Origin of the sequence: Sphingomonas sp. R-74633 (assembly GCF_013416555.1) — a bacterium.
In the GTDB taxonomy this organism is placed as follows: domain Bacteria; phylum Pseudomonadota; class Alphaproteobacteria; order Sphingomonadales; family Sphingomonadaceae; genus Sphingomonas.
Genome location: NZ_JACCFG010000001.1, coordinates 1,089,416 through 1,102,101, shown reverse-complemented (window position 1 = coordinate 1,102,101; position 12,686 = coordinate 1,089,416). Strand labels below are relative to the sequence as shown.

Here is a 12,686-nt window from a genome sequence, read left to right as displayed (position 1 = left end):
TGGCGTGCCGCCATGCTCGGCACATTGTTGCTCGGCAGTTGCGCCGCGCCACCGCCCGGCGGAACGGCCATCGATTATCGGTCCGCCGACAACGATCCCGCCCTGTGCCGCGGCCGCGGCGGCACGATCGAACCGCGCGGAATGGTCGCGAGCCCGATGTGTGTGATCCGCTACGCCGACGGCGGAAAGACCTGCAGCGGCAAGCGCGACTGCCAGGGGGCCTGCAGCGTCGAATATCGCGGGGTCCAGATGCCTCTGGGCAGCGCCGCCGCCGGTCAATGCCAGTCCGAGAACAGCAATTTCGGCTGCTTGGCCCGGGTCGAGAATGGCCGGATTGCTTCAGCGTTCCTCTGCACCGATTGAGCCGCGCTATCCTTGATCCCGGAAAGCCAGATCGTCGCAGGCGGGGCAGGGGGCGTCCTCCCCGGCGATGAGGCCCTGGCAGCGCGGGCAAAGCGCGCGGTTGCGGGGCTGGAGCGCGTGGTCGACGGTGACGCGCTGGTCGAACACGAAGCATTCGCCTTGCCAGCGGCTCTGCTCGGGCGGCACCTGCTCGAGATAGGCGAGGATGCCGCCCTTGAGGTGGTAGACCTCGTCCAGCCCCTCGGCCTTGAGGAAGGCAGTCGATTTCTCGCAGCGGATCCCGCCGGTGCAGAACATCGCGATCCGCGGCATCGGCCCGTCCTTCTCCCGCGCCTCGCGGAAGCGGCGGAACCAGTCGGGGAACTCCCGGAAGCTGCGCGTCTCGGGGTCGACTGCGCCGGTGAAGCTGCCCAGCGCGACTTCATAGGCGTTGCGGGTATCGATCACGATCGTGTCGGGCGCATCGATCAGCGCGTTCCAGTCCTCCGGCGCGACATAATGGCCGACGCCAGTGAGCGGATCGATATCGGGCTCGCCCATCGTGACGATCTCGCGCTTGAGGCGGACCTTCATCCGATCGAACGGCAGCGCGGCGGCACGCGATTCCTTGACGTCGAGCCCGGCGCAACCGGGCAGGGCGCTGACATGGTCAAGTACCGCATCGATCGCCGCGTCGCTGCCGGCGATCGTGCCGTTCAGCCCTTCATTGGCGAGCAGCAGCGTGCCCTTGACGCCGACAGCCTCGCACAGCGCCAGAAGCGGTGCGCGCAGGCTCTCGACATCGGGGAAGCGCGTGAACTGGTAGAGCGCGGCGACGCGGACCGGCAGCTCCCGGTTGGGATCAGGACTTGCCATAATCCTCGAAACTGTCTGCGTCGGTCGCGGGTCCCTTCACCGGAGCGAGAGTCGGTTCGACCGCCTGCGGGTTGTCGAGCTGGCCCTCCCAGCGTGCCACCACGGTGCTGGCGACTGCGTTGCCGATCACGTTGGTCGCGGTGCGGCCCATGTCGAGGAAATGGTCGACCGCAAGGATAAGCGGGATGCCGGCCTCGGGGATGTTGAAATGGGCGAGCGTGCCGGTGATCACCACCAGGCTGGCGCGCGGCACGCCGGCGATGCCCTTGCTGGTGATCATCAGGATCAGCAGCATCTGGATCATCGTCCACCAGTCGAGATGGATGCCGTAAGCCTGGGCAATGAAGATCGACGCGAAGGTCATGTAGATCATCGAGCCGTCGAGATTGAACGAATAGCCGAGCGGCAGCACGAAGCTCGCGATCTTGGGCGGCACGCCGAACCGGTCGAGCGCGTCGAGCGTACGCGGATAGGCGGCTTCGGACGAGGCGGTGGAGAAGCCGAGCAGGATCGGATCGCGCAGATAGCGGATCAGCGTGCCGGTGCGCGGGCCGACGACGAGGAAGCAGGCGCCAAGCAACACCGCCCAGAGCACGGCGAGGCCGAGATAGAAGCTGCCCATGAAATAGGCGAGCGTGCCGACCGAGGAGATGCCCTTGGTCGCCAGCACCTTGGCCACCGCGCAGAACACGGCGACCGGCGCGAACATCATCACATAGCCGGTGACGGTGAGCATCACCTGGACGAGCGCCTCGAGCCCGCGGACGAGCGGCGCGCCCTTCTCGCCGACAGCGGCGAGGCCGACGCCGAAGAACAGCGAGAAGATCACGAGCTGGAGGATGTCGTTGGTTGCCATCGCATCGATCCCGCTGGTCGGGATGATGTGGATGAAGAAAGCCGCGACGTCGAACGGCTTGATGTCGCTGGTGGCATGCTCGGTCGGGATGGCGAGGTGCATGCCGGCGCCGGGCTGGAGCACATTCACGAGGATCAGGCCGAGCGTGAGCGAGATCAGGCTGGCGCAGACGAACCAGAAGAACGCCTTGAAGCCCACACGGCCGATCGCGCCGCCGCCGCCCATATGGGCGATGCCAACGACGAGGGTGGAGACCACCAGCGGCGCGATGATCATCTTGATCAGATGGAGGAACATCTGGGTCGGGATGTCGAGGCCATAGCCCCAGCTATCGAGCGTGGCCTTGCCCTCGGGCGTGCCGGCATAGCTGAGGTTCAGGGCATAGCCCAGCAGGCCGCCGAGCAGCAGCGCCGCGAGAATGAACCAGGTAAGTCGCTTGCCCAAAACAGGCCCCCTTAAAATTCCGTGGTGCAGGCAAAGTGGATTGCGTGCGCCGGGTCAAGAACCCTGTGGCTCGGTTGAGCCCAATTCTGTGGAGAGAGGGCCATGCCTGCAGCGCATATCACGCTGCCCATGGGCCTATCTGCCAAGGCTGTATCTGTCACCGCGCCAACCCGCCAACGCCTGTAGGCGATCGCGCCGCGCCGCCGCGGCATTGCCGAGCTTGGCCTGTGCATGGGCGCGCAGTTCGAGCGCGACCGGATCGAGCGGACGGTATTTGAGCGAAGCATCGGCAGCGGCGAGCGCACCGGCGGCATCGCCCTTGGCGAGCAGCGCGGCGGCAACGTCGCGGCGCACCGGATACCAGAAAAGCGGCGGATCGCTGAAATTGCTGAACGGCTTGGCTTCCTCGAGCGCGGCGGCCTGGGTGAACAGGCCTGCGGCATCATCATAGCGCTTGTTCAGCATCGCCGTGCGGCCCTGCAGCACCAGGCGGTTTACCGCGTAGAGCGTGGTGAGGAACGACGCGAACGATCCCGTCGCCTTGGCCGGGATCGCTCTGGCCTCGGCCAAAACGCCGCGGGCGTCGCCACCGCGGGCCAGCGCCTCGCCGCGGGCATAGTGCCACATTGCGGTGGCGATCGGATTGTCCTTTGCCGGTGCGGCGAGGCGGAGCATCTCCGATGCTGGGCCGAACTGCGCGATCGCGATATAGCCGACGCCGGTCACTGACTGGCGGAAGTCGTTCATCTTCACCGTGGTCGATGCCGCGGCGGCGAGCGGGCGCGACAGGGTCAGGCCCGTTGCCGCATCGCCCGACATCAGCGCGCCGGCGATGCCGAAATGGACATTATGGGCGTGATAGCTGAGCTTCCATACGGCATCGGGGCCGGTCAGTTTGAGCCGCGTGGCATTCTGCTCGTCGATGCCCACCGCGGCGAGGTTGGCGCTGGCCGCGTCGCCATAGCGGCCGATCCAGTAATAGGTGTGCGAGGGCATGTGGATCAGATGGCTTGCCGCCGGGGCGATGACCTTGAGCTTGTCGGCATAGAGTTCGGCGCGCTGGGGGTAGCCGGCGCCCTCGGTCGCGTGGATGTAGAAATGGATCGCGGGGGCATAGTCCGGATTGCGCCTGAGCACCGTCTCGAGCAGCGCGACCGGGCGCGCCATGTTCTCGGCATTGGCATCGTCGGTGGCGATCATGTGCGCATCGGCGGTGATCGTCAGCACCTCGTCATCGCCCGGCGCGAGTGCGACCATCTGCTCCATCGCCGCGGCAAACGCCGCGTTGCCGCCCTTGCCGGCCGCCGGATAGCGCTGCTTCAGCGCGCCGATCAGGTTGCGCTCGCGCACCGGGCCGTCTGCGGCGAGCTTCTCGGCGGTGGCGACGATTTCGGCGAGCTTCTTCGCATCGTCGGCCGAGACGCCGTAGTTGATCGTCGGGCCCGAAGCCCAAGCCTCGCCCCAGGCGCACATCGCGCATTCGGGGTCGAGCCGGCGCGCTTCCTGGAATGCCGCGATCGCCGCCTTATGGGCAAAGGCGTGGGCGAGCTGCATCCCGTTGTCGAAGAACGCCTGCGCCTCGGGGCTCTTCGTCCGGATCTTGAAGCCGCCCTGGCCATAGCCCGGGAGAAGGGCGGTTGCCGGTGCATCGGGGCCATCCAGCTCGCCGCCGCACCAGCCGGCGCGCGGCAACGCGACCGGCGGCGGGGGCGCCGCGGTTGCGCCCATCAGCAGCATCATCGGCACGATCATGGCCCGGCGCATCGGAATTCCCCCTCTAGTTGCGCGAGAGTGAAGCTATTGCAGGCGGTGGGTCAAGGACCGTATCGCTGGCGCACCGTTCCGGAGACTGACCATGCGCCTTGACCGCCGAACCCTTGTCCGCGCCGCTGCCGCCGTGCCCTTGCTCACGTTGCCGGGCGTGCTGCGCGCCGCCGAGCCGGACCTTTCGGCGCTGCAGGACATGACCAAGGGTGCGGTGCCGATCGACAATGCCGAGCGCGCGGCTCGGCTCGCCCGGGCGCAGAAGCTGATGCAGGCGAACGGCATCGGCGCGGTGCTGATCGAAGGTGGATCGTCGCTGATCTACTTCACCGGCCTGCGTTGGGGCCGCAGCGAGCGGCTGACCGCCGTGGTGCTGCCCGCCGAGGGCCAACCCTGCATCGTCACGCCGTTCTTCGAGGAAGCGCGCACCCGCGAGGGGCTGGCGATCCCGGCCGAGGTCCGCGTGTGGAACGAGGACGAGGATCCGCTCAAGACCGTCGCCGGCTTCCTGAAGGACCGCAAGCTCGCGCATCTGCCGGTGGGTATCGAGGAGACTGTGCGCTATTTCGCCGTCGACGGGCTGCAGAAGATGGGGCTCAAGGTCGTCTCGGCCAACCCCGTCGTGCGCGGCTGCCGGATGGTCAAGACGGCGCCCGAGATCGCGCTGATGCAGCTCGCCACCGACGTGACGATCGCCGCCTATCGCTGGGTCTATCCGCGCGTCGAGAAGGGGCTGAGCCAGCGCGACGTCTCGGCGCTGATGGATGCCGCGACGAAGAAGCTGGGCGGCGACCCCGAGTTCAGCATGGTGCTGGTGGGCGAGGGCGCGGCCTATCCGCACGGGACCAAGGTGCCGTCGCCGGTCGCCGACGGGCGGATCGTGCTGATGGACTGTGGCTGCACGGTGCAGGGCTATCAGTCCGACGTGTCGCGCACCTGGGTCCATGGCACCGCCACCGCCGAGCAGCGCAAGGTGTGGGATCAGGTCGCGCAGGGCCAGCAGACAGCCTTTGCCGCGGCGAAGCTCGGCGCACCGGCGGGCAGCGTCGATGATGCGGTGCGGCGTTACTATGCCTCGATCGGCTGGGGACCGGATTACAAGCTGCCGGGTCTGTCGCACCGCACGGGCCACGGCATCGGGCTCGACGGGCATGAGCCGGTCAATCTGGTGCGCGGCGAGGCGACGAAGCTGGCGCCGGGCATGTGCTTCTCGAACGAGCCGGGCATCTACATCCCGGGCAGCTTCGGCGTGCGGCTGGAGGATTGTTTCCACATGACCGGGAGCGGGCCGAAATGGTTCAGCCAGCCGCCCAAATCGATCGATGGGCCGATGGGGTAGGTCCTACGCAGCTGGGGCGAGTCGCAGGGCAAAGTACATGAAGTACAGGCCCAAAGCGGGTTTTGCCGGGGCCTGGCTTGACTCGGTTCGGGGAAACGGCGCGTGTCTCGCAACATCCTTGCGTCGATGCGATCCTATCGTTCCTACAGGGTCAAAGAGCGGCGGGTGGTAAGGCCCGGCCCGAAAAGCCAAACACGCGAAATCCTACATTGCAATCGGTGCGTGCGCCTCTTCTCGAGCAGGCCGGGCATCGATATCGTCTTCAATCAGGGGAGGCGATCGGAGCCGAGTGATCCGGGGGCAGATTAGGGGTGGCGATGCGGGCTTTTGCGATACTGATCTTCCTGCTCACCGCCATTGGCGTGATGGGCGTGCTCAGCGAGCATTTCCGAGGTGATGCCGGGCTGGTGCTGCGACTGGCGATCAATGCGCTGCTCTCCTTCGTTGCCGTACTGGTCCACGAGCTGGGTCATGCCGTGGTAGCCCACCGGCTTGGAGCGGAGATCCGCACGATCGTGGTGCTGCCCTTCGAGTTCAAGCCGAAGCGGCGCGAGTTGCGGCTGAAGTGGCGGGCTGGGATGGGCGACCTGGGCGGCTATGTTGCCTATGTGCTCGATCGAATCGATACGCGCCGCAAGCGCATGGCGATCGCGGTGGCCGGCCCGGTCGCGAACATCCTGCTTGCGCTGCTCGCCGGGTCGGGTGCCGCGTTGCTCGGGACCCCGACACTGACAGGCGCGCTGCTGGGTGCGCTCGCCTTTCTCTCCGCCGGGATGGGAATCGCCAATCTCGTGCCGTTCAGGGGCAGCGACGGGCACCATATCCTTGAAGGTCTCCGCGCCGGTGCCCGCAACAAATCGGTGAGATAGGGGAGCTTTTACGCTGATCGAAGTGTTTCGCTTGAGCGAACGCCTTCCCGCAACTAAGTCGCCGGTATGACGTCCACCAACGATATCCGCCGTTCGTTCCTCGACTATTTCGAGAGCCAGGGTCACGCCCGCGTTCCCAGCGCGCCGCTCGTGCCGCACAACGATCCGACCCTGATGTTCGTGAACGCGGGCATGGTGCCGTTCAAAAACGTGTTCACGGGGCTGGAGAGCCGGCCTTATTCGACCGCGACCAGCTCGCAAAAGTGCGTCCGCGCCGGCGGCAAGCACAACGATCTGGACAATGTCGGCTATACCGCGCGCCACCACACCTTCTTCGAGATGCTCGGCAACTTCTCGTTCGGCGACTATTTCAAGGAACAGGCGATCACCCACGCCTGGAACCTGCTCACCAAGGTGTGGGGCATCCCGGCGAACCGGCTGACCGCGACGGTCTATCATACCGACGACCAGGCGTTCGAGCTGTGGAAGAAGATCGCGGGGCTCCCCGAGGAGCGGATCATCCGCATCCCGACCAAGGACAATTTCTGGGCGATGGGCTCGGACGGTCCGTGCGGGCCGTGCTCGGAGATCTTCTACGACCATGGCGACCATATCTGGGGCGGCCCGCCGGGTTCTCCGCAAGAAGATGGCGACCGCTTCGTCGAGATCTGGAATCTCGTCTTCATGCAGTTCCTGCAGGAGAATGACGAGATCATCGGCGACCTGCCGCGTCCCTCGATCGACACGGGCATGGGCCTGGAGCGCGTTGCCGCGGTGCTGCAGGGCGTCCACGACAATTACGATACCGACACGTTCAGGGCGCTGATCGCCGAATCGGGTGCGCTGACCGGCGCTGCGACCACCGGCGAGAACCAGGCGAGCCACCGCGTGATCGCGGATCATTTGCGCTCGGCGGGCTTCCTGGTGGCGGACGGCGTGCTGCCGGCCAATGAGGGCCGCGGCTATGTCCTGCGCCGCATCATGCGCCGCGCGATGCGCCACGCGCACCTGCTCGGCGCCAAGGATCCGCTGATGCACCGGATGGTGCCGTCGCTGGTCGCCGAGATGGGCGCCGCGTTCCCCGAGCTGGTCCGCGCACAGCCGCTGATCGAGGCGACGTTGCTGCAGGAAGAGACGCGCTTCCGCCAGACGCTGGCCAATGGCCTGCGGCTGCTCGACGAAGCCACGACGGGCATGACCGAGGGCGGTGTGCTGCCCGGCGAGACCGCGTTCAAGCTCTACGACACGTTCGGCTTCCCGTACGATCTGACCGAGGACGCACTGCGCGGCCAGGGCATGACCGTGGACCGCGCCGGATTCGACACGGCTATGGCCGAGCAGAAGCGCGCCGCGCGCGCCGCCTGGAAGGGCTCGGGCGAAAAGGCCTCGGAAGAGCTGTGGTACGACCTGGCCGACGAGCTGGGTGGCACCGAGTTCACCGGCTATGCGGGCACGCAGGGCGAGGGCCAGGTGGTGGCGATCGTCAAGGACGGCGCGCGCGTCGAAAAGGCCTCGGCCGGCGACAGCGTGACGATCCTGACCAACCAGACGCCCTTCTACGCCGAGAGCGGTGGCCAGATGGGCGATGCCGGCGTGATCGCCAACGACAAGATGAGCGCGGCGGTGGACGACACCTCCAAGCCGCTCGGGCGCCTCCATGCGCATCACGCCAAGATCGAGACCGGCGAGATCGCCGTGGGCGATGCAGTGCAGCTGACCGTCGATGCTGATCGCCGCGACCGCGTGCGCGCCAATCACTCGGCGACGCATTTGCTGCACGCGGCGCTGCGCAAGCGGCTGGGCGGGCATGTGACGCAGAAGGGCAGCCTGGTCGCGCCCGATCGCTTCCGCTTCGACTATTCGCACCCCAATGCGCTGACGCCCGACGAGATTGCGGACATCGAGGCCGATGTGAACGCGCAGATTCGCCATAACGGTTCGGTCGAGACGCGGCTGATGGCGCCCGAGGACGCGATCGAGGCAGGTGCGATGGCGCTGTTCGGCGAGAAATATGGCGACGAGGTCCGCGTGCTCTCGATGGGTGCGGGCGACGACGCCTTCTACTCGGTCGAGCTGTGCGGCGGTACCCATGTCAACGCCACGGGCGACATCGCAATCTTCAAGATCGTCTCGGAGAGCGCCGTGTCGAGCGGCGTGCGCCGTATCGAAGGGCTGACCGGCGAAGGCGCGCGGCTGTGGCTCAACGCGCGTGACGCGCAGTTGCGTGAGGCGGCGGCGGCGCTGAAGACCTCGCCCGACGATGTCGTGGCGCGCGTCGGTGCGCTGGTCGAGGAGCGGCGCAAGCTCGAGCGCGAACTGGCTGAGGCCAAGAAGGCGCTGGCGCTGGGCGGCGGCGCTGCCGCGCAGACGGCGGGGCCGGAGCAGGTGGCGGGGATCAACTTTCTCGGTCAGGTGCTCGACGGGCTCGACCCCAAGGCGCTGCGCGGCGCGGTCGACGAGGCCAAGGCGCGGATCGGCAGCGGCGTGGTCGCACTGGTCGCGGTCAACGAAGGGCGCGCTTCGGTGGCGGTCGGCGTGAGCGAGGGTGTGGCGGCGAGCGCGGTTGACCTGGTCAAGGTCGCGGTGGCGGTGCTGGGCGGGCAGGGCGGCGGTGGCCGTCCCGACATGGCTCAGGGCGGCGGTCCGGATGGCGACAAGGGTGCGGAAGCGCTCGAGGCGGTCAAGGCCGAGCTGGCAAAGGCGACCGCGACGGCCTGAACCGCCGCGGCTCGCGGATCACATCCCCGGGGCCCAGCCGTCTTCGGGCGCCACCCAGATCGCGCGCTGGTTCATCTCGGCGCGGACCTGGCCTTCGATGATCACATCCGAGACCAGGCCGTCGCCATCGGGGCGGTCGCGGTAGCAGCGCTTCTTGCCGGCGAGGGGCTGGAGCGCGAGCATCAGCCGCTGGCGGACCGAGGTTTCTACCGCCGGGGCGAGCGGAGCGCCGTCCTTGGTAAGCTTGCCAGAAGTGAAATCGACCGGCCGGACGGTGGAGCAGACCGCGCCGTCCTCGATCTGGCCGGAAGTCTGGTATTCCATCACGATCGTCGGCTCGGTGGAGACCACGCCGGTCACCACGGCATCGAACCGGTCGTCGGCATGGACCGAATAGCGGACCATCGTCGCGCAGGTGCGCGCCTGAGTATCCGGGCGGATGCAGCGGATCTTGCCCATCCGGGCGGGATCGAGCGCGTCGGGCGCGGGTAGCGGCGAAGCGGTGGCGAGCAGGAGCAGAGAGGCGATCATCATTACATCCCGAGCTTGTAGCCGTCCTTCGCGCCCACCCAGATGAACTTCTGACTGAGATCGGAGCGGACGGTGCCGTCGATAGCGACTTCGTTGAGCATCAGGCCGTCGGCGTCCGGCTTGATCGTCGAGCAGGCGGACTTGCCGTCGAGCGCCGAAACCGCGGCGGTCATCTGGCTCTTCACGGCGTTGGAGGTCGCGTCATCGGCGGGCTTGCCGTCCAAATAGACGGTGCCGGCCTGGAAATCGGCGAGCTTGACGGTCTCGCACAGCTTGCCGTCCTTGGCGCTACCGCGCGTGTGCAGCTCCATCGTGATCAGCGGCGTCGGGGCGAGGAACAGCTGGGTCGTCGATTCATAACTGCCGTCGGCGGCGATCTTGTAGCTGGTGGTGCCGACGCAGGTCTTTTTGTCCTGGTTGGGGATCACGCACTGATATTGCCCGGCGCGCGCCGGGGCGAGCGGATCGGCGGACTGCGCCGCCGGAGCAGCGGTGGCCAGGATCAGAAGGCTCAACAACATGGCATTACTCCCTAAAACGCTTTGCCGGAAAATGCGCCGCGGCCGTTGGCCTAGCAAGCGCAATCCGCGTCAGGCGGGCATATCCGATTCCTCATTGCCCCGTTCGACCCGCACGCGGCGGAAGCGCGGCTCGCGCTCCATGCCGGCGACTTCCTTGATCTTCTTGCGCATCTCGTCGCGCTTCTCGTGGATCGAGGCAATCACCGGGCCGACGCCGAGGCCGAGATCGACGAGCACCACTTCGGAGAGCTGGAGCGAGCTTTCCAGCGCCTCGGGCACTGCTTCGCTGGCACCGGCGCGATAAAGCTCGGCGGCGTGCGCGGTGTCGCGGGCGCGTGCGATGATCGGCAAATTGGGGACCCAGCCGCGTACGCGCTTGGTGAGGCGCACGGTGAGCACCGGATCGTCCATCGTCAGCACCAGTGCCTTGGCGTGGCCAAGGTTGAGTTTGTCGACCAGCTCCGAGCGCGTCACGTCGCCGAACAGCACGTTATAGCCGCCGCGGCGCGCGGCGTTGACGTTATCGATGTCGGCATCGACGCCGATATAGGGCAGGCCGTGCCGACGCAGCATGTCCGCGACAGTGCGCCCGACGCGGCCGAAGCCGATGATCACGGTGCCGTTCTGCACTTCGTCGAGTGCCGGATCGGGGGCCTCCTCCATCTTCGCGCGCTCGATGAGCTGGGCGGCGGCGCGGCCGGCCTTGGCGAGCAAGGGCGTCGAAGTGAGGCCGATCGCCGTGACGGTGGTCCAGAAGGCGGCGGTGCTCGGGCTGATCAGCCCCGCCGCGCCGGCGACGCCGAGCACGATCAGCGTGGTCTCGGACGGGCTGGCCATCAGCACCCCGGCTTCCGCCGCGGTGCCGGTGCGCGCGCCCGAGAGCTTGAGCAGCCCCGTCGTCACCGCTGCCTTGACCAGCATCACCAGCAGCGAAGCGCCGAGCAAAGGCGCCCAGTTGTGGACGATGAAGTTGAGGTCGAGCCGCATGCCGACGGTGATCAGGAACACACCGAGCGCGAGGCCCTTGAACGGCGCGGTGATCGCTTCGACTTCGCCGTGATATTCGGTCTCGGCGATCAGCAGCCCTGCGATCAGCGCGCCGACGATCGGCGACAGGCCGACGGCGGTGGTGGCGAGGCTGGCGACGATCACGACGAGCAGGCTGGCGGCGAGGAATAGCTCGGGGCTCTTGGTGCGGGCGGCCTGGGCGAACATGCGCGGTAGCAGGATGCGCCCGCCGACGAACAGGATGACGACGGTGAGGATGCCGAAGCCGAGCGTCCAGCCGAGCTTGACCCAGCCGGCTTCGCCGCCGGCGGCCGGTGCCAGCGCGCCGAGCAGGAAGATGATCGGGACGAGCGCGAGATCCTCGAACAACAGCATCGCGAAGGCCGAGCGACCGACCGCGCTCGTGGTGCCGGCGATGGGCAGCACGATTGCAGTGGAGGAGAGCGCGAGCGCCAGGCCGAGCCCGATCGCGCCGCCGGTGCTGAGCCCGGTGAGATAGAGCACTGCGCCGAGGATCAGCGCCGCGCTCAGCAATTCCGCCGCACCGACGCCGAAGACGAGCGTGCGCATCGACCAGAGCCGCTTGAACGAGAGCTCGAGCCCGATCGAGAACAGCAGCAGGATGATGCCGAACTCGGCGAACGGCTCGATCGCGTGCCCGTCGGAGATGGTGAGGTAATAGAGCCAGGGATGCGACGGCACGAGGCTGCCCAAGCCGAACGGGCCGACCAGCGCGCCGACCAGGATGAACCCGATCACCGGGCTGATCCGGAAGCGCGCAAAGGCGGGGATCACCAGCCCGGCGGCACCGAGGATCACCAGCGTGTCGGAAAGGCCGCTATTGGCGAGGTTCAGCATGCGGCGTGGACGCGCGGGAAGGACGCAATTGCAGCGGCGAGGGGTACGTCAAATGGCATGCGCCTAGGCAGCATGCGCAGCCCCATATTGCAAGGGCACCGACCGGTATTTGTGGCCTGCCCCGATCAATCCAGCCGGGCGAGCAGCGAAGTGAGCATGGGACGGAGCCGCAGCAGTTCCTCGCGGTGCGTGGCCGAGAGGGTTTCCAGCAGCGCGCGTGCCTTGGGCGTGAGCCCGATCAACGCCTGGCGCTTGTCGCTCTCCGAGGCCGAGCGTGCGAGCAGGCCCAGTGCCTCGAGCCGCTCGACCAGGCCCGAGGCGCTGTGCGGCTTGATCACCAGCCGTTCGGCGACATAGCCGATCGTGACCTGTCCGGAAGGCGCGCCCCGGATCGCGAGCAGCGCCTGGTGCTGCTGCGCAGTGAGCCCCTGTTCGGCCGCGCGGCTCTCGCTGAACACGAGGAACAGCCGCAGCGCGTGGCGGAAATCGGCGAGCGCGGGGTAGTCGACCGCATCGGAAACAGGCTCGACCATGATCTTCCTTCGTTGACTATATCGTAT

11 protein-coding genes are annotated in these 12,686 nt (G+C 67.3%); 4 read left to right on the top strand and 7 right to left on the bottom strand.

Going from position 1 to position 12,686, the window contains the following annotated elements:
• Positions 1-12 precede the first annotated feature (12 nt).
• Positions 13-363: a hypothetical protein gene (locus HZY97_RS05270; protein WP_180141246.1), complete on the top strand. Its 351-nt coding sequence runs from the start codon at positions 13-15 to the stop codon at positions 361-363.
• Positions 364-369: 6 nt separating this feature from the next.
• Here the strand turns inward: HZY97_RS05270 and HZY97_RS05265 are convergent, their stop codons facing one another.
• From HZY97_RS05265 to HZY97_RS05255, 3 genes are all read right to left on the bottom strand, one after another.
• Entirely contained in the window at positions 370-1,218 is an 849-nt protein-coding gene (locus HZY97_RS05265) for a rhodanese-related sulfurtransferase (RefSeq protein ID WP_180141244.1), read from the bottom strand.
• Positions 1,205-2,518: a dicarboxylate/amino acid:cation symporter gene (locus tag HZY97_RS05260; RefSeq protein WP_180141243.1), complete on the bottom strand. Its 1,314-nt coding sequence runs from the start codon at positions 2,516-2,518 to the stop codon at positions 1,205-1,207. The genes HZY97_RS05265 and HZY97_RS05260 overlap by 14 nt, the downstream gene beginning before the upstream one ends.
• A gap of 135 nt (positions 2,519-2,653) precedes the next feature.
• Positions 2,654-4,282: a hypothetical protein gene (locus HZY97_RS05255; RefSeq protein ID WP_257214877.1), complete on the bottom strand. Its 1,629-nt coding sequence runs from the start codon at positions 4,280-4,282 to the stop codon at positions 2,654-2,656.
• Positions 4,283-4,373: 91 nt separating this feature from the next.
• Here HZY97_RS05255 and HZY97_RS05250 point away from each other — a divergent pair, with 91 nt between their 5' ends.
• From HZY97_RS05250 to alaS, 3 genes are all read left to right on the top strand, one after another.
• A complete protein-coding gene (locus HZY97_RS05250) occupies positions 4,374-5,621 on the top strand; it encodes a Xaa-Pro peptidase family protein (RefSeq protein WP_180141241.1) in 1,248 nt (415 codons plus the stop codon).
• A gap of 317 nt (positions 5,622-5,938) precedes the next feature.
• Positions 5,939-6,490, top strand: coding sequence for a metalloprotease (locus HZY97_RS05245; RefSeq protein ID WP_180141239.1), 552 nt, complete (start codon positions 5,939-5,941; stop codon positions 6,488-6,490).
• Positions 6,491-6,556: 66 nt separating this feature from the next.
• A complete protein-coding gene (alaS, locus tag HZY97_RS05240) occupies positions 6,557-9,208 on the top strand; it encodes an alanine--tRNA ligase (RefSeq protein WP_180141237.1) in 2,652 nt (883 codons plus the stop codon).
• A gap of 18 nt (positions 9,209-9,226) precedes the next feature.
• Here the strand turns inward: alaS and HZY97_RS05235 are convergent, their stop codons facing one another.
• The 4 genes from HZY97_RS05235 to HZY97_RS05220 all read right to left on the bottom strand — a co-directional run bounded on the left by HZY97_RS05235 (position 9,227) and on the right by HZY97_RS05220 (position 12,659).
• Positions 9,227-9,742: a hypothetical protein gene (locus HZY97_RS05235; protein ID WP_180141235.1), complete on the bottom strand. Its 516-nt coding sequence runs from the start codon at positions 9,740-9,742 to the stop codon at positions 9,227-9,229.
• A complete protein-coding gene (locus HZY97_RS05230; protein ID WP_180141233.1) occupies positions 9,742-10,260 on the bottom strand; it encodes a hypothetical protein in 519 nt (172 codons plus the stop codon). Before HZY97_RS05230 ends, HZY97_RS05235 begins: the two co-directional genes overlap by 1 nt.
• Positions 10,261-10,329: 69 nt before the next feature.
• A complete protein-coding gene (locus HZY97_RS05225; protein WP_180141231.1) occupies positions 10,330-12,126 on the bottom strand; it encodes a cation:proton antiporter in 1,797 nt (598 codons plus the stop codon).
• Positions 12,127-12,251: 125 nt separating this feature from the next.
• Positions 12,252-12,659 carry a MarR family winged helix-turn-helix transcriptional regulator gene (locus HZY97_RS05220; RefSeq protein WP_180141229.1) on the bottom strand — a complete coding sequence of 136 codons (408 nt, stop codon included), beginning with the start codon at positions 12,657-12,659 and terminating at the stop codon, positions 12,252-12,254.
• Positions 12,660-12,686: the final 27 nt, after the last annotated feature.